Origin of the sequence: Streptomyces sp. NPDC097619, assembly GCF_040302735.1 — a bacterium.
GTDB lineage: Bacteria > Actinomycetota > Actinomycetes > Streptomycetales > Streptomycetaceae > Streptomyces.
The window spans coordinates 1-16,212 of sequence record NZ_JBEOSD010000051.1; the positions used below are offsets into that span (position 1 = coordinate 1).

Annotated in this window: 13 protein-coding genes and 1 CRISPR repeat array (1 of these 14 only partly in view); of the genes, 6 read left to right on the forward strand and 7 right to left on the reverse strand. The window is 70.2% G+C overall.

What is annotated here, in order from left to right:
* Window positions 1–66: 66 nt before the first annotated feature.
* The 6 genes from ABTZ17_RS16450 to ABTZ17_RS16475 form a co-directional block, all read right to left on the reverse strand.
* Entirely contained in the window at window positions 67–648 is a 582-nt protein-coding gene (locus ABTZ17_RS16450) for a hypothetical protein (protein ID WP_352196307.1), read from the reverse strand.
* Between the two features lie 792 nt (window positions 649–1,440).
* Window positions 1,441–2,772: an HNH endonuclease gene (locus ABTZ17_RS16455; RefSeq protein WP_352196308.1), complete on the reverse strand. Its 1,332-nt coding sequence runs from the start codon at window positions 2,770–2,772 to the stop codon at window positions 1,441–1,443.
* Window positions 2,773–3,013: 241 nt separating this feature from the next.
* On the reverse strand, window positions 3,014–4,036 hold the full coding sequence (locus ABTZ17_RS16460; RefSeq protein WP_352196309.1) for a UDP-N-acetylmuramate dehydrogenase: 1,023 nt from the start codon (window positions 4,034–4,036) through the stop codon (window positions 3,014–3,016).
* A gap of 17 nt (window positions 4,037–4,053) precedes the next feature.
* The gene (locus tag ABTZ17_RS16465; protein ID WP_352196310.1) at window positions 4,054–5,079 is read right to left on the reverse strand and encodes a serine hydrolase domain-containing protein; all 1,026 of its coding nucleotides are present in this window, start codon (window positions 5,077–5,079) and stop codon (window positions 4,054–4,056) included.
* Window positions 5,076–6,407 (reverse strand): UDP-N-acetylglucosamine 1-carboxyvinyltransferase, encoded by a 1,332-nt coding sequence (locus tag ABTZ17_RS16470; protein ID WP_352196311.1) that lies wholly within the window; start codon window positions 6,405–6,407, stop codon window positions 5,076–5,078. The genes ABTZ17_RS16465 and ABTZ17_RS16470 overlap by 4 nt, the downstream gene beginning before the upstream one ends.
* Before the next feature lie 5 nt (window positions 6,408–6,412).
* Window positions 6,413–7,141, reverse strand: coding sequence for a hypothetical protein (locus ABTZ17_RS16475; RefSeq protein ID WP_352196312.1), 729 nt, complete (start codon window positions 7,139–7,141; stop codon window positions 6,413–6,415).
* Between the two features lie 189 nt (window positions 7,142–7,330).
* Between ABTZ17_RS16475 and ABTZ17_RS16480 the strand changes: the two genes are divergently transcribed.
* On the forward strand, window positions 7,331–8,725 hold the full coding sequence (locus ABTZ17_RS16480) for an NsdA family TPR-like regulatory protein (RefSeq protein WP_352196313.1): 1,395 nt from the start codon (window positions 7,331–7,333) through the stop codon (window positions 8,723–8,725).
* Between the two features lie 225 nt (window positions 8,726–8,950).
* Here ABTZ17_RS16480 and ABTZ17_RS16485 read toward each other — a convergent pair whose 3' ends face one another.
* Window positions 8,951–9,178 (reverse strand): hypothetical protein, encoded by a 228-nt coding sequence (locus ABTZ17_RS16485; RefSeq protein ID WP_352196314.1) that lies wholly within the window; start codon window positions 9,176–9,178, stop codon window positions 8,951–8,953.
* Between the two features lie 121 nt (window positions 9,179–9,299).
* Here ABTZ17_RS16485 and ABTZ17_RS16490 point away from each other — a divergent pair, with 121 nt between their 5' ends.
* Genes ABTZ17_RS16490 through ABTZ17_RS16510 form a run of 5 tightly spaced genes read left to right on the forward strand, consistent with a single transcriptional unit; the run spans window position 9,300 to window position 15,867 of the window.
* The gene (locus tag ABTZ17_RS16490; protein WP_352196315.1) at window positions 9,300–11,219 is read left to right on the forward strand and encodes a DEAD/DEAH box helicase family protein; all 1,920 of its coding nucleotides are present in this window, start codon (window positions 9,300–9,302) and stop codon (window positions 11,217–11,219) included.
* Complete coding sequence (locus ABTZ17_RS16495; protein WP_352196316.1) at window positions 11,216–13,132, forward strand: type I-E CRISPR-associated protein Cse1/CasA; 1,917 nt, start codon at window positions 11,216–11,218, stop codon at window positions 13,130–13,132. Before ABTZ17_RS16490 ends, ABTZ17_RS16495 begins: the two co-directional genes overlap by 4 nt.
* Window positions 13,132–14,400, forward strand: a complete 1,269-nt coding sequence (locus ABTZ17_RS16500; RefSeq protein WP_352196317.1) for a type I-E CRISPR-associated protein Cas7/Cse4/CasC — start codon at window positions 13,132–13,134, stop codon at window positions 14,398–14,400. The genes ABTZ17_RS16495 and ABTZ17_RS16500 overlap by 1 nt, the downstream gene beginning before the upstream one ends.
* A gap of 1 nt (window position 14,401) precedes the next feature.
* Window positions 14,402–15,154 (forward strand): CRISPR-associated protein Cas5, encoded by a 753-nt coding sequence (gene cas5, locus ABTZ17_RS16505; protein WP_352196318.1) that lies wholly within the window; start codon window positions 14,402–14,404, stop codon window positions 15,152–15,154.
* Window positions 15,151–15,867 carry a type I-E CRISPR-associated protein Cas6/Cse3/CasE gene (locus ABTZ17_RS16510; protein ID WP_352196319.1) on the forward strand — a complete coding sequence of 239 codons (717 nt, stop codon included), beginning with the start codon at window positions 15,151–15,153 and terminating at the stop codon, window positions 15,865–15,867. The genes cas5 and ABTZ17_RS16510 overlap by 4 nt, the downstream gene beginning before the upstream one ends.
* 32 nt (window positions 15,868–15,899) lie before the next feature.
* A CRISPR array of direct repeats spans window positions 15,900–16,212; the repeat unit is 29 nt; unit sequence GTGTCGCCCCTGCGCCAGGGGATGAACGG; it runs 326 nt beyond the window's last position.

Here is a 16,212-nt window from a genome sequence, read left to right on the forward strand (position 1 = left end):
GCAGCGTCCTGTCGGGCACCGGGGTCCGCGAACTGCCCCCGGGCTGGGGAGCGCCCCCGGTCGTGGTCAGGCCTCTATGGTCGGGACGGGGCGGCTCTCCGGCAGCGGCGGGCGGCCTTCTTCCTCCAGCTCTTCGAACCTCCGGTCCAGCCCCCGCATCGCGCGGCTCAGCGCCCACACCCGCCATCGGCTCCCGAGGAAGAGCGTGTGGAAGTACGCGGTGAGCTCCAGCAGGTGCCGCAGCTTGGCCTCGTCGGTGCGGTCGGAGATCCAGACCATCCGGACCGTCCCGCAGTAGCGCATGCCGCGGATCGAGTTAGGGCCGCGGAAGGTGAAGACGAACTCCTGCGCGTGGTCGGCCAGGTGGCAGGTAGCTTCGTCGAGCTGCTTCGTCCACCGGACCCGTTCCTCGGTGAGCGCGGTCCGCAGGGTGTCGGTGACCCCGTCGGGTATCTGCACGCTCTGGAGCTTCTGCGTGGCCGACAACACGGAGAGCGCGGCTGCGGTGATCTTCTCCTGAGCCTGCATCTTCGTCTGGAAGCGCCGGTTGCGGACCTCCAGGAGCGGCGAGATGTAGCGGCCGGTGACGATGGTCGTCGCCATCGCGATGAGCGCGGTGCTCCCCCACGCTGGGATCCAGTCAAGCATGTGGCTGATTCTCGCGGTCCACGTCTCCGCGCACAGCGGGATCGCCCGATTCCCTACCTGCCGGAGCGGGGAACCGGGCATGCCTGTGCGGGGCCGGATGCCGTCTGCGCCAGAGTGGTCGGATGCGCCGTCGGACCCTGCCCCTGCTGCTTGTCGCCCTGCTGACGACGTCCGGGTGCGTCTCGGTGATTCCGGCCGACGACAAACCACGCGCCGCGAGCACGGGCACGGTCCCGGTGTCGGCCGCGTCCGCCCTACCCGACCGGTCTCGGCCTGCCGAAGGCTCCTTGCCGCTGACCGCGCTGCCGACCCCGACCACCGCACCGGCCGCGCCTCCGAGCGCCTCTGTGCCGGTCCAGGTGCGGCCAGCGTCTCGCCCGCGGGATGAGCGGCGCACGGCGCCGAAGGCGGAGAACCGTCGATCCGTCGGGGAGCGGACGCAGGAGAAGCGGTGGGCACCCGCGAAGTCCACACGGCCCCGCACCGCCGCCTCTGCGCCGAAGTCGAAGCCGAAGACCCGCCGGGTCCACACCGCCCGCCCATTGGCCCCGCCGCGCTACCGGCCTGCGCCTGCCCCGGCTCCGGGCCGGGTGCACATGGCGGACCTCTGCCGGGCCTCCCAGGGAGTCACGAACCCGGCGATCACGCAGCTGTGCCGCAGCACCTACCGGTAGGGGCGGTCGGCGGGCTGGTCCGGAGTAGGGGTTCCGCACAGCACGCGGACGCTGGCCTTCCAAGGTCGCCCTCACCTTCCTCCGCCGTCTGTTCCGGTCCGACGCTGAGAGCACCCGGTCATGGTTCCGGCCGCACGCGGGTGAGTGCCGCCGCCTCGAACACGGAAAGGTGCTGAGTCAGGCAGGAGATGAGGTCCGCGTCCTGGTAGCACCCGGCATCGGATGCCGCTTGGTGAACGTCAGCTACGAGGAACTCGCCGAGTGAAGTAATCTCTCGAAGGCTTTGAAAGAACCGAGTGGTCTCCTCTTGTGTCGGCTCGACCATGCTCGATGCCGTGTATGCGACGCGCCAGAGTTCCGCAGCCTTCGACTGCCAGCCGCCGACCCCTGTCACCTCAAGCTCGGAGTCAGCCAATCCTTGGTATATCCGGGCCGACTTATGTGAACCGGCGTGACTGGCCGCTCGCACGAGGCGGTGTACGTTGATTCCAGCGTCAAGCAGCTTGGTTGTCTGCTCCCTGAACCATTGGATCTGCCGGTCTGTGGGGCCCCCGATACACTTGCCGCCCCACTCGTCCTCGCCGGGGACCCACGATTTCGGCCATGCCGAGTTCCATGCGCTGGCGACAGCGTCGTGGTCCATGTCCCGCCGCGCCTGCGCGACATCGCTCATCCTGAAGTAGGTGGCGAACTGAGCAGCCTCCAAAATCCGCTCAGGCTCCGTCAAATCCGCCTCGATAACACCTTCGAGGCTTTTCCGAAACTCAGCGACCTGCTCAGGAGTCGGTGCATCATCTCCGTCGCCCATACCGCTGAACCATACTGCGAAGGCTGCTTCGAGCACCGCTTGACGCATATCGAGAGGAGCGGGGGGAGCGCTGGCGCCGACTATTCGCCGGGCGCCTTCCTGAATAATGCCGACCTTCTTCCATGCGATTCCACAGCAGTACTTGAACTTATTGGGGTCATGGACCTTATCGGAACCCATGGCGATGTCCACGATCTCACCCCAAACCCATTCGGGCAGTCCGGCCACTCGAAAGCGTTCGACACTCTGCTTCCAATCGCCGGGCAGCTCGATGGCCTTGCGGTCGTCGCCCTCGCCGTAGCCCCAGCGGTTCCACTCCCGCAGGAAGGCGGCGCGGTAGTCCAGCTTGGGGGCTTCCTGTTCGAGAAGGTTGTCGGCAGCCTGCTGCATGGCGGCAGCCCAACGGATCGCGTCGTCGGCGACGTCTTGAACCAGAGCATTGTCAGCGGTTGCGGAACTCTTCCCGCTGTTGCAGGGCTCGCAGCTCGTCACGAGGTTGCCGGGGGTGTCTGTACCGCCGAGGGCAACGGGTGTGACGTGGTCGATGCGCAGCGGGACATCGGGCGCGCTGGCACCGCAGTAGCGGCAGGTGTGATTGTCTCGGCGGAAGACTTCGTAGCGGAGGCGCTTTGAGACGGCCATGGAGCATTCTCTCCGGCCGGCCCAGGGTGGTCCAGGCGTTTCCTTCGGATCGCAAAGCGCGTAATCGGGATCCCCCACGGGCGTGCACCGCCGCGATGCCGCTTCGTCCTGCTCATAGTTGACGGCCAACCTGCTGGCCCTACGGCAACGCACCACCCTGGCCGATGGCGCCTACCAGGCTTGATATTCGGGCCGTCGTGCGCGGCTCCGGGTCCCCAGGCTGCCGAGCGCGGGTGGCGTGTCAGACGGCCGCCGGTTCAGGGTGGAGGATGATCCCCGTGGCCGTGTGCACGTTGGCGGCCATTGCTTGCAGCGAAGCTCGGAATCCGGAGGCCGTGGCGTCGGCCTGGGCGGTGAGGGTGAGAGTTCGGCGCGTCGAACAGTGGACGCCGCGGGTCACTTCGGTGCCGGGGCCATAGCCACATGCCTCCAGCAGCCAACCCGCGCTGGCCCGCCAGGCCTGCACGGACGTGCGGTACACCGGTGCACCTTGGCCACCCAGGGTGCGGGCCTGGTCGTCGGTGACGGTGGGGTTGAGGAAGCAGGAGCCGGCCTGCCGGTGGTCGTGGCCGGTCTCGGGCAGGAGCAGCCCTCGCTTGGCTCGGTCGTGGATTACGGCAGCTGCCGCTTCGGCGAGTGGGGGCCTGCTGCCCAGCGGGGCTCGGAGTGCTGTGGCGAGGTGCTGGTAGGTGACGGGGGCCGCTGCGGTGGAGGGGGTCAGGTGGAGGGTGAGGGAGAGGATCGTCCACCGGCCAGGCTGCTGCTTGAACCGGCTGGTGCGGTAGCCGAAGCCGCACTTGCTGGCGGGGATCCGGGTGGTCCGGCCGGTGGTCCAGTCGTGGGCGGTGACGGCGACGAGCCGGTCGCCGATCTCCTGCCCGTACGCTCCGGCGTTCTGGACCGGCGCTGCCCCGGCTGTGCCGGGGATCCCGCCGAGGTACTCGATGCCGGACAGGCCTTCGGCGACGGTGTGGGCGACGAGTTCGTCAAGCGGGTGTCCGGCGGCGACGGTGACCTCGACCTGCCCGTCGTGGCGGCGGCGGGTGTGGATGCCGCGGGTGGCCATGTGGATGACGGGCCGGGTGGTGCCCTGGTCGGGGGCGAGGGTGTTGCTGCCGCCGCCGAGCGTGAACGGCCGCGCGGCGTGCGCGGCGGCGGTGCGGGCGAGGTCGGGCCAGTCGGCGTCGTGGGTGTGGCTGAGCCAGAGCGGCGCGGGGCCGCCCAGGCGCAGTGTGGTGTGGTCGGACAGCTGGTGCTGTCCCATGGTGGGCCTCCTGGGTGTCAGGTGGCGGTGATGGTCTTGAGGGCGAGGGCGCGGAGGGGGGCGATCTTCTTGCGGGCTTCGCCGTGGTAGACGGCGTTGGTGAGGATGGTGAGGTAGCGGCCTGCGGTGGGGTTGAGGTAGAGGCTGGTGCCGGTGAAGCCGTGGTGGTAGGCGATTCCGCCGGGGGCGACGATCCAGGAGAGGCCGCGGTCGAGTCCGGTCTCGATCGGCACGAAGGGGAGCATGGAGGTGCGGAGCCAGCCGTGGAGGCGGCTGGCGGGGTCGATGAGGTATTCGGCATAGCGGGCGAGGTCGCGGGCGGTGGAGAAGACTCCGGCGTGGCCGGCGACGCCGCCGAGGAGGGCGGCGTTGTCGTCGTGGGCCTGGCCCCAGATGCGGGGTGCTCCGGGGATCCGCTGCTCGGTGGGGGCGACCTGCGGTCCACGGGTGACGGGCCCGTACGTGGTGCCGCTCATGCCGAGGTCGTCCCACAGGGTGCGGCCGAGTTCGTCGAGGGGGCGGCCGTGGGCGTGGGCGAGGGCCAGGCCGAGGAGGATGTAGCCGCGGTTGATGTACCGGTGGGTGCCGGGCTCGGCTTCGAGGGGCTCCCTGCACAGGAGTTCGTGCAGGGGCGTCTCGGTGCCGCGGTAGTGGTCCAGGCGGGTGGAGGCCTTCAGTCCGGCGGTGTGGGTCAGGAGCTGCTCAATCGTGGCCTCGCCGCTGGGCACCGGTCCCTCGACCCAAGGCAGGAAGTCGCGGACCGGGGCGGTCCGGACCAGGACTTCGGCGTCGAAGGCTTGGCAGGTGAGCGGCCAGGTGGCGACGACCTTCGTGAGAGAAGCGATGTCGTAGACGGTGTCCGGGCCCGGGGCGGCGTCGCCAAGCTCTTCGGCGACGCGGCCGGTCTTGAGGAAGCGCGGGGGCTCGCCGAGGGTGCCCAGGGCGATGACGCCGCCGGGGGTGGCGCCGTCGGCGACGGCCTGGTCGAGGGCTTCGGCGAGGCGGGCGGTGTCGGCGGACGTGAACGGAACGAGCTGCGTCATCGGCGGGCCTCCGCGGCGGTGGTGGTGATGTCGGCACCCAGCGCGGCCAGGTTGGGCAGCAGGCGGCCGTAGCCGCGCGCGAGGTGGTACATGCCGCCGATCGTAGAGGTGCCCTCGGCCACCAGGGCCGCAATCAGCAGGGCGGTCACCGCCCGGATGTCCGCCGCCTGCACGTCGGCCGCCCGGAGGCGGGCCGGGCCGTGGATGCGGATGGGTGGGCCGTCGGCGGCGATGTCGGCACCGAAGGCCCGCAGCGGTACGACGTGGGTGTCGCGCTGCGGGTAGACGGCCTCGTAGACGTGGCTGGTGCCGACTGCCTGGGTGAGCAGGGCGGCGAGCTGCGGGGCGGTGTCGGTGGGCAGGCCGGGGTGCGGGCCGGTCCGGGCCTGCACCGCGCGCAGGCCGTCTGTGCCGACGGCGGCACGGATGCCGCCGTCGTGGGAGGTGAGGGTGAGGCCCGCGTTGGCGAGGACCTGGCGCTGGGTCTCGGGGAGTTCGGACAGGGTGATGCCGTCGATTTCGATGGTGCCGCCGGTCGCGGTGGCCGCCATGATCATGGTCGCGGCCTCGATCCGGTCCCCTGCGACCGTGAACTCGCCGCCCTCGATCCGGTCGGCACCGTGGACGTGGAGGCCTTCGTCGTCCCAGGCCGCCCGTACGCCGCGCTCGGTGAGGAATCGCAGGGTTTCGGTGACCTCAGGCTCGATGCTCGGGCCGGTGATGAGGGACTCCCCCGGGATCCGGGCGGCCAGGAGCACGGCGGTGACCGTCGCGCCGAGGGAGGGGCCGTAGGGGGTGGAGACATCCACGCGGAACGGGTGCAGCCGATGGCCGGGAGGGACGGCGGCGCTGATGGTGCGGCCGTTCTCGTCGATGGTGACTTCGGCGCCGGCTGCCTCCATGGCGGCGAGGTGGCGGTCGATCAGGCGCGGGCAGAAGGCGTCTCCGCCGGGGGTGGGGAAGGTGACGGATCCGGCGCGGGCGAGGACGGCGGCGGCCAGGACCGCGGTGGTGCGGACCTTCGCGCCGAGGTCGTGGTGGATAACCGGGCGCAGGCTCGGGGTGGGGACGACGCGGAAGGTTCCGTCGCCGGGGGCGTGGGTGTGAGTGCCGGTGTGGGTGAGGATCCGGGCGCAGACGCCGGTGTCGAGAATCTTGGGCGCCTGGTGCAGGACGAGTTCGGTGTCGGCCAGGAGGGCGGCGGCGTAGAGGTGCAGGGCGATGTTCTTGCTGCCCTGGACCCGGATGCGGCCGGTGAGGCGGTGGCCGCCGGTGATCTGGATGAGCTGCTGGTCGGCTGCCCGGGTGGCGAACGTGGTTGCGGTCATGGTGGTCACCGGACCCTGGAGCCGGCGGGCATGAAGCCGCCGAGCTGGGTGCGCGGGTAGATGACGGTCCCGGGCCCGATCAGGGTCCCGGGGCACAGAACGGTTCCGGCGGAGAGGGTGACGCCGTCGCCGATGACCGCACCGAACTTCGTCTGCCCGGTGCCGTACGTGCGGCCGCCGAGGGTGACGGTGATCTCTCTGGTGGCGGGCTCGGTGACCGGGCCGTCGCTGGAGATCAGGCCGGTGGTGGAGGAGAACGCGCCGAAGTTCACGCCCGAGCCGACGGTCGAGTCGCCGATGAAGCAGGCGTGCTTGGCGAACACGGCCGCGCCCAGGAGGCTGCGGGTGATCTCGGCGCCGAACCCGACCTGGGTGCGCGGGCCGATGACGACGTGGTCGCGGACGTACGCACCGACAGCGATGACCGCGCCCTCGCAGACCAGGACCGGGCCCACGACCCGGGCGCCGGCCTCGATGCGGGCGCCGGGCTGGACGATGACCGTGCCGGTGACGTGCGCGCCGTCCTCGATCACGCCTCCCCCAGTCAGGCCGTGCCGGTCGGGGTGGGTGAGGTCGGCGGTGAGGGTGGGCTTGATGTCGAAGACGGTGGTGCAGCGGGCCAGCAGGCCGGTGAGGTACGGGACGAGCTGGTCGTGGCGCAGGTAGTAGGCGGGGGTGAGCTCGTCGGCGACAGTCTCCGATCCCGGGGCGGGGGTGAGCAGGGTGGGGCTCATGGCGGCTCCTGTGCCGGTGGGCCGGTGGGATGCCTTCAGGAAACCGCCACTGTCCTAGGACTGGGCAGGCTCACAAGGGGGGCTCACAACTCACAAACCGGCGACGGCCCGTGGGATGCGGGCCTACCCTGCTGCTCCGGACACGGCCACGCTCCGCCGTGACCAGGTCTTCGTGAAGGAGGTGCCGTGATGGCTCCGAGCACGCGCCGGGCCAAGCCGCCCAACCTCGCCTTGGAGCACCTGCTGGCATCCAGCGGCATGAGCGGGCACGCGCTGGCCCGGCGGGTCAACGACCTCGCCGGGCAGGCCGGGGTGCACGTGGCCTACACCCATACGAGTGTCGTGAACTGGACCCGCCGCGGCATGGCCCCCCAGGCCCCCGTGCCCGAGTTCATCGCACGTGCGCTGGGCGAACGGCTCGGCCGGCCCGTCGACATCGCCGAGATCGGCATGAAGACGGTGCGCAAGAACACGGCGGAACTCGGGTTGGATTTCCCCCGGGACACCGCCGAAGCCGTTCGGCACGCCGTGAGTTTCTGGAGCACCGTGGAACACCTGGACCGCCGCGACTTCCTGAACAAGGCCTTCGCCGTCGGCGCGTACTCGACCCCCGTCACCCGCTGGCTCGGCGTCCCCGCCGACCCCGGCGCCGGACACCACGGCAGCGGCAAGGTCGGGCACCAGGACCTGGCGGAGCTGTGGCAGGCCGCCGACGAAGCGCAGCGGTGGGATTCGAAGTACGGCGGCGGGACCTGGCGTGCCTCCTCGATCACCCACTGCCTCACCCGGCGGGCCGTCCCGCTCCTGCACGGCTCGTACACCGACGAGGTCGGCAGGGGCCTGTTCGCGGTGACCGCAGAACTCGCCCGGGTCGCCGGGTGGAGCGCGGTCGATACCGGGCACCACGACGTCGCGCAGCGGCACTTCATCCAGGCCCTGCGGATGGCCAAGGCGGGCGGCGCGGTGGACATCGGCTGCCACGTCATGGCGAACATGGCCCTCCAGGCCCTGCTGCGCGGCTACCACCAGGAGGCCATCGACATGGTCCAGGGCGCCCACGACCGAGCCCGCAGCCGGGCTGGCAAGCGGGTGCTGGGGTTCGCCAAGCTCATCGAGGCCCGCGCCCACGCCAAGGCGAACGACGCGCGGGCCGCCGCCGCGGCGCTTGCTGCGTCCGAGCGCTGCCTGCAGCAGGCGGACCGCGACGCCGACGAACCGGCGTGGATCCGGTACTTCACCCACACGCGCCTGGCCTCGGACGCCGTCGAGGTCCACCGTGACCTGCGCAACCCGGCCGCGGCCTGGCGGTGGAACGCTCAGGCCGACGCCATGGACCCGGACAGCTTCGCCCGCTCGGTCGGCCTGCGCCTGACGGTCCTCGCCACCACCCACCTCCAGGAACGCGACCTCGACCAGGGCCTCGCCGCCGGACACCGGGCCATCGACATCCTGGGCCGCGTCGCCTCCGCCCGCGCCCGCGACTACGTCGCCGACATCACCACGACCATCACCCCCTGGCACCGCGAACGCCCCGTCGCCGAGTTCCTCCACCGGGCCCGCACCGAACTCGCTCTCGTCACGTGAACGCCGATGGGGCACCGCTGAGCGGTGCCCCAGCAGGTTTGGGTCGAGTGCCTGGCCGCGCACAGCCCGCCGGCGGGAGGTGCGACCGGCGCCGTCGTGGCAAGCCCATGCACTTCTTCCGCATCCAGATGATGGCCCACCGACCGGCCGCCGCGGCCCGCGCGCCGTGGACTGGCGTGTCCGGGACCGGGCTGCGGCAGTGGCTGCAGCCGATCCCGGCTCGGTTTAGCTGCGGGCTCGCTCGATTATCTGCCGGAGGCTGATGCTCTTCTTGAACGGCATACCCCATTTCCTCCTCGCCTCGGCGTATTCGGCGAAGAGGCCGGGGTTGAGCTGGGCCGAGTGGATCAGATCCTCGGTCTTGGCGAGCCGACAGGCACGGCCGCTGCGCCCAAGCCGATTTCCCACTACTTGGATTCCCCCATCAGCACCCGCCAGCACAGAAGTGCCCATGAACCGATAATCACTCTTAGTTGGCTCGGCTTCACTTAGCGTGCCGGAGTGCGTATGGTGATTCTCGGCTCGTGAAGCCACAGGATCCGTACGTTCCGACCCGTGACCGCAACGTACGCGCATGGATCCGAAGGTGCCTTGCATCACCACGACGTACTTCCAGTTCCCGCAACGTGCCTACCAGTCAGGCCACCCGCGGATCACGGGATCTCCGCGAACGGCCCGTGCCGAGGACGTTGCAATGACAACCGATCACGCCCGGAAGAGCGCTGCGCGACAGCAGGCGCGGATCTCGGGGCAGAACTATCTTCAGGCCGCTTTCAACATGGCCGCAGGGGTGCCCGCCCCGGCCCGCGGGGCAGTACAGCAGTTGGTCTTGTCCTCCGACTTCTCCGGGTCTTTCGCCGGGGTGGTGCGCGACCGGGAGTGGCTGGTCGACGTGTATGCGACCCAGGTGGGGCGGGGCCTGCCGCGTGGGCTCGCCCCGTTCGAGGCGCCGCTCCACTCGTGGGAACGGTACGTGCAGGGCGAGATCAATCGGAACCCCTTCCTTCCGCCTCTTCCTCCAGGGGCCGCTCCGCCGCTGCGGGAGTATCAGCAGGATCAGGTCGCACGGCTGGTGGCCGCGTGGCGTGAGAAGGCTCCCGGCTACCTGTGGGCTTTGCCGACCGGTTCCGGGAAGACGCCGATGGCCGTCAGGGCGGTCTGTGCGGCAGCGGGGCGGACACCGCAGAGGATCCTGGTGGTGACGCGGCTTTCCGTGGTTCCGGCCTGGCGGGCGGCCATCGACCGTTTCGCCACCAGCCGACACCAGTGGGTGGTGATCAACCCCGAACGCCTGTGGCGGCTGCTGCGCCACCCTGAAGCCCGCCTGCACCGGATGCCCACGGACGAAGCGGCGAATCTCGTCGCCCATGAGGGCGTATCGCGGGTGGACTGGGACACGGTCATCGTCGACGAGTGCCACATGCTGGTCAACTCCGAATCGAGACGGACCCGGACCCTCCAGCGCCTGCTGGTCCGCAGCGACGGGGGGCACGCGTTCGCCATGTGGGCGTCGGCCACGCCGTTCTCCGAGCCTGAGGAGAGCGCCTACCTGGCCAGGCTGATCGCCCACGCGGCCGGTGTGCGGCCCCCCGCAGAGGAGGCGGACTACCGGCTGTGGCTCAAGGAACTGGGGGGCCTGCGGCTGAACAACGACCGGCGGGGACGCTGGTACCACCGGTCCAACCGCGCAGATGTGACCCGTCTCAGAGCCCTGCTCTACGAGTCGGGGGTGGGTTCCGCGGCCACTGCGGCGGACCTGAAGCTGCCCGAGCAGGAACGCGACGTCGTGCCCATCCAGCTGTCCGAGACCGACCGAGTCCGCTACGAGCGGGCCTGGGAGGAGTTCCGGCGCTCTGAAGGTCTGGCCGTGTTCGCCGACGCAGCTCCGGGGGCCTATCGCGTCGAGGCGCTGCGCAAGGTGCAGAAGGCGTCGTTGGTGAAGGCGCCGTACGTGGCGGACATCGTCGTGGAGCAGGTGCGTCAGGGCCGGCAGGTCGTGGTGCCGATGTGGTTCGTGGAGTCGATCGAAGAGGTGGCCGTGTGGATCGCGCGGGGGCTGCGCAAGGCGGGCCTGGAGGAACGGGTGGTGGCAATCACCGGGCGGCAGGTGGAGCTGCGGCAGCGCAAGCGGGTGGCGTTCCAGCGCGGTGAGGCGCTGGTGGTGGTCCTCAACGCGTTGGAGGGCATCAACCTGCACGCCGGCGAGGCCGACACCGACGGCAAGGGGACTCGTGCCACCTCCACGCCGCGGGTGTGCGTCATCGCTGATGTCCTCACCGGTGGCAAGCGTGCCCTGCAGGCCGAGGGTCGTACCCAGCGCGATGGCCGGTCCGCTCCCGTGATCTACGCGTACGCGGCCGGAACGGGAGAGGCGCCGTGGACGGCGGCGACGTTTCGGTCGCTGTCGAACACGCTCGCCCTGAGCACGAACGAGCGGGACTCGGCGATGTTCGCCTGCCTCGCGGATCAGATCATGCCGCAGGAGGAGGCGTGAGCATCGACTCGTTCAGCCTCGCCCACGAGCGGTGGTTGCCGGTGCGGGACCAGGACGGTGAGCACTTCGCGGTGTCGGGGTGCACGGCCTTGGAACAGGCCGGTCGCCTCATGCTGGCCGTGACCGATCCGCTGGAGTACGCAGCCGTGCTCCGATTCCTGGTCGCCGTCCTCTACAGCAGCGGGGCAGCACCGGGCTCGCAGGAGGAGTACGCACTGCGGTGTGCCGGCTCCGTCGCCGTCGACTGGGCGAGAGCAGCGCAATGGCTCAGCGCTCACGCCTGTGATGTCGACGTCCTTCACCCGCTGCGGCCGCTGTTCCAGGACTCTGCTCTGCACGCGGTGGACCCGGTGCACGCGCTTCCCGTCCGTTACCTCGACCACACCTCCGCCGGCGCGTCGGGACGGCCCCTGCTGGGGGATCACCGACATCTTCATGCCGACCTCCCGGCGCTGGAGCCCGCGCGAGCCGCCCTACTGCTGCTGACTCAGCAGGTGTGGGCGATCGCGGGCCGTCTGCGTTGCTCGGCTGCCGTCTACGGGCCTGGCTCGAACTACGCCTCGGGCGCGGCCGCGTGCGGGAGCCTGATCTGGTTGCCGCACGGCACTCTGGCCGACGCCCTGACCTGGCGCACGGTTCCGGCTGCTGAGCGGGGGGAGGCGAACTGGACGTACCGGGCCAGAGGGGGCCCCAAGGAACGCCTGGAGCCGGCCGGGGAGCTGGATGCCCTGACGTGGATGCCACGGCGCGTACTGCTCGTCCGGGACGGCGACGGCCGTGTCGGACGAACCCACTTCGTCCAAGGCTGGCACCGCGCAGCGGTGAGACCCGGAGCAGCGGGGGCCACGGACCTGCTGTTCACCAACAACGGCAAGAGGCTGCCGTGCACCGCCCTGATCACGCCCGAGGATCTCGTACCGGTCGTCGACCGGTGGTGGCAGGCGGGCGAGGGATCCCTTCCGGCGCGGATCCGCGCGGTGATGCGGCAGACCGGGCACGCCCCATCCGCCATGCGTGTGGTCGGCATCGCGACGGACCAGAAGAAATACCTCCACCTGCGCGACGTGCGGGTGCCGGGAGAGCTCCTCACCGACGAACGGGCGGCCGGCGCCGCCGAACTCCTGACCTCCCTGCGGTACGCAACGCACGGCCGGCACACCCTGCCCGACCTGTCCGGGGCTCGTCTGCTCACCGACCCCACCTTCCTCCACGCCGACACGCTCGAACGCGCCCGCCTCACCGCCGACGCCCACCGGGCCGTCGCCCCCTCCCCCGGGGCGAGAGCCGTCGATCGCCACACCCTGAACCTCTTCCTGACCGGCCGTCTCGTCCAGAAGGAGCCCGGCGTGACTTCCTTGTTCGTCACCGCAGACACCCCAGCGCCCAGCGAGCTGACGCCGGGCGAGCAATTGGAGAAGCGGCTGCACGGCATCCGCGCGGGCACACACGGCCGCGGCCTGCTGGGTCAGATGCGGCTGTGGGCCGCAGCGCCGCACATCCCCAACCAGGCCAGCGAAGCGGTCACCCGGGGGCTTCCCTCCGGCTATCGGGCGGCCGCGATCCTGACCGCCGCGCTCTACGCCACTCACGCCCAGATGCACTTCGCGTCCTTCGGGCGTACGCCGCTGCCGCGCCTGATGCGCGCCTTCGGCAGCGGGAGAGGTTTCGGTCCCCAGCACGGCCCCACCGAGACGCAGATGAAGCACCTCCTGGCCACCACCCGGCCGGCCCTGTTGCTACCGACCCTGACCAACCTCGTCCGCTACGCCGCCGCCCACGAGATGACACCGTCGTGGTCGGCACTCACGGACGACCTGTCCGCGTGGAACGCGGCGACCCGCGACCGCTGGGCAGCCATGTTCTACACCAGCCAGCCCCTTGCCGAGCTCGCCCAGATCGGAACCCGCTCCTGATGGCCCTCACCGACATCGAAGCCGACCCGCGGCTCATCGACACCACCGTCCATGACGGCAACTTCGTCGTCGTGCACATCCTCACCACCTACACCGGTGTTTCGTTGAACAGGGACTTCTCCAACCTGCCCAAGAGCATCCAGTTCGGCGACGCGCTCCGGATGCGGGTATCCGCCCAGTCCAAGAACCGTGCCATGCGTACGTTCTTCCGCCATTACACGGGCGAGTCCGTCCAGGCCACCGCCCGATCCCGGCTCCTGCCCCAGCAGACCGCCCGGCACCTGCAAGCCTTGGGCCATGATCCGGAGGAGGCACGGGTCCAGGCCGCACTGATCGTGGCATCAGCGGGCATGCAGATCGACAAGGCGAACACCGAGCGCACCCGTGTCACCACCTACACGACCGTCCAGACCCCCGAGCGGCTCGCCGCTCTGGGCTCCGAGCTCTGGGACGAGACCGGCGAGGCACGCAAGAAGATGGGCCAGGCCATCGACAAGGCGAACGCCAAACGGGCCAAGACGTCGAAGTCCGGCACCGAGGGGGAGGACACGGACGCGAACACGGAGACCTCAGGAGGCCGGAAGGGCCCCGAGACAGCCGGCATCGAGGCTCCGAAACTTCCGCAGCACATCGTCGGACGCGCCACTGCGGCCTTCGCCCCCGGCACCGTCGCCGAACTCGCCATCTTCGGCCGGATGCTCGCAAATGTGCCCGACGGCACCATCTACTCCGCCGCCCAGGTCGCCCACGCCTTCAGCGTCGACCCCCTGGCCATGATCACCGACGACTGGACCGCGAAGGACGACTGGCAAGACCTCGGAGTATTCGGAGCGGCCGGCAAGGGCACCACCTACCTCGCCTCCGGCACGCTCTACCAGTACGCCGCCCTCGACCGCCGGGCCCTGCGCCGCACCCTGGCCAAAAGCGCCACCCCTGACGAGACCGAAGCCCTCGCGCGCCTGGCCGAACAGCTCTTCGTCACCGCGCTCGCCTACGCGACGCCCTCCTCCGCCCGCTCACGCACCGGATCGGCGGCCTGCCCCACCCTGACCATCGCCGCCGCCACCGACTACCCCCTCACCGCGGCCGCCTGCTTCGAATCCGCCATCGAAGCCCCCGCCGCCGTCACCGCCGCCCATCGCCTGACCACCTACCTGCGCCGAGCTCAGCGCCACACCCCCCTCACAGGCGGCATCTGCCGCTGGCTCCCCCCCGCCGACGAGGACTGCCCTGCCCTGCCCACGGTCCTGGCCTACGAGGACGACTGACATGCCGACCGCCCTGGTGCGCGCGTCCGCCCCCATGCAGTTCTGGGGCTTCCAAGAATGCTACGAAGCACACTCCGACACTCTGAGCCGGCCCACCAAGTCCGGGATCATCGGCCTCGTCGCCAACGCCCTCGGCCACGACCTCGACGACGACATCTCCCACCTGGCCGCACTACGCTTCGCGGTCAGGGCCGACCGGCCCGGCCACCTCGAACGCGACGACCAGACCGCTGGTGGCGGCGACTTCCCCCTGGACATCCTCACCGCCACCCGCGACCCCCGCCTCGCGGCCGACCCGAACCGGTTCCGCTACACCGCTCCACGCAAAGTCGACCCGGTCACAGGCGCCTCCTGGGACGCGGGCTTCCGGAAAACCGTCATGGGCGACAAGACCTACGTCATCGACGGCTCCTTCCTCGCCGGCCTGACCGGACCGGCCCCACTGATCAAGGCAATCGACCAAGCCCTCACCCGACCCGCGCGACTCCTCTACCTCGGCCGCCGTTGCTGCCCGCCCGCCCACCCCATCGCCCACGGCACCACCCACCACGAACACGACTGGCCCGACCACATCCCCCTGCTGTCCGACTCCACCACGGATCACCCCACCGTCTGGGAAGAGACCGACACCACCACAGCACCGGGCCTTGCCGAACAACCCCCTACCACCTACCGACGTCGAGACCACCGCAACCTCGCCCTGCACACCCGGATCGCGACCCCACCCCCCGCACCCCAGGAATCCGACCGATGACCATCCACACCCACGACCTGCTCTCCTTCGGTCTTCCCGACCCCCAACACGCCGTCCTCACGGTCTGGCGCAGCGCCCTCGCCCTCTCCCCACGCACCGCTGCCGCCTGCCACGACGCCTACCGCATGCACCAACTCGTCGAGACCGGCCTCGGCACCGTCACCACCACCGGCAACCGCCACGGCCGCACCCTCTACGCCGCGGCCCGCGCCCCCGCCACCACCCCCAAGCACCCCCGACAAGCACTGACCGCCGGCCGGCCCCACACCCTCCTCGTTCAGACCCTCTCCCCACCCGACTGGACCACCCACCAGAACACCGGCCTCATCACACACGCCACCACCCAGACCGTCCACCAGACCTGGACCACCGGCGACAGCGTCGAGATCCGCACCATCGCCAGCCCCCTCGTCACCAAGAACAACGAAGACAAGAAGCGCATGCGTGTCCCGCTCAAACACCCCGCCCAATGCGGGGCCTGGCTCCACGAGCGCCTCACCAGAGCCGGATGCCAACTCGCCCCCCACGACATCACCATCGACACCCCCGAAACCACCCACCAACGTGGCCAGACGCTCACCCTCCGCCAATTCCACGCCACAGCAACACTCCACGACCCCCACGCCTTCACCCACCTCCTCACCAAAGGCCTCGGCCACCACCGCGCATGGGGAGCAGGCCTCGTACTCGCCAGAAAGACAGCAAAGAAATGACCAAGCCACCAGAATCCCGCACGTCACGAAGAGCATCACCCCTGCGCCAGGGGATGAACGGGACCTCGGAGCCGGCCTGCACCGCATGCTGTCGCGTCACCCCTGCGCCAGGGGATGAACGGGCCCGATTTGCCGTCGTGTGTGCCACGCCGAAGCGTCACCCCTGCGCCAGGGGATGAACGGGCCATCAGCCGGAACGCCAGCGCTTTGATGTGACGTCACCCCTGCGTCAGGGGATGAACGGTCGAGGAATCCGTCCATGGGCAGCTCTTCCATGTGTCGCCCCTGCGCCAGGGGATGAACGGCGGTAGACCGAGTTGGCCTACAGGCTGGCGAAGTGTCGCC

Coding starts and splice junctions, on each gene's coding strand:
- ABTZ17_RS16450 (WP_352196307.1), bottom strand. CDS start 648: ATGCTTGACTGGATCCCAGCGTGGGGGAGCACCGCGCTCATCGCGATG.
- ABTZ17_RS16455 (WP_352196308.1), bottom strand. CDS start 2,772: ATGGCCGTCTCAAAGCGCCTCCGCTACGAAGTCTTCCGCCGAGACAAT.
- ABTZ17_RS16460 (WP_352196309.1), bottom strand. CDS start 4,036: ATGGGACAGCACCAGCTGTCCGACCACACCACACTGCGCCTGGGCGGC.
- ABTZ17_RS16465 (WP_352196310.1), bottom strand. CDS start 5,079: ATGACGCAGCTCGTTCCGTTCACGTCCGCCGACACCGCCCGCCTCGCC.
- ABTZ17_RS16470 (WP_352196311.1), bottom strand. CDS start 6,407: ATGACCGCAACCACGTTCGCCACCCGGGCAGCCGACCAGCAGCTCATC.
- ABTZ17_RS16475 (WP_352196312.1), bottom strand. CDS start 7,141: ATGAGCCCCACCCTGCTCACCCCCGCCCCGGGATCGGAGACTGTCGCC.
- ABTZ17_RS16480 (WP_352196313.1), top strand. CDS start 7,331: ATGGCTCCGAGCACGCGCCGGGCCAAGCCGCCCAACCTCGCCTTGGAG.
- ABTZ17_RS16485 (WP_352196314.1), bottom strand. CDS start 9,178: ATGGGCACTTCTGTGCTGGCGGGTGCTGATGGGGGAATCCAAGTAGTG.
- ABTZ17_RS16490 (WP_352196315.1), top strand. CDS start 9,300: ATGGATCCGAAGGTGCCTTGCATCACCACGACGTACTTCCAGTTCCCG.
- ABTZ17_RS16500 (WP_352196317.1), top strand. CDS start 13,132: ATGGCCCTCACCGACATCGAAGCCGACCCGCGGCTCATCGACACCACC.
- cas5 (WP_352196318.1), top strand. CDS start 14,402: ATGCCGACCGCCCTGGTGCGCGCGTCCGCCCCCATGCAGTTCTGGGGC.
- ABTZ17_RS16510 (WP_352196319.1), top strand. CDS start 15,151: ATGACCATCCACACCCACGACCTGCTCTCCTTCGGTCTTCCCGACCCC.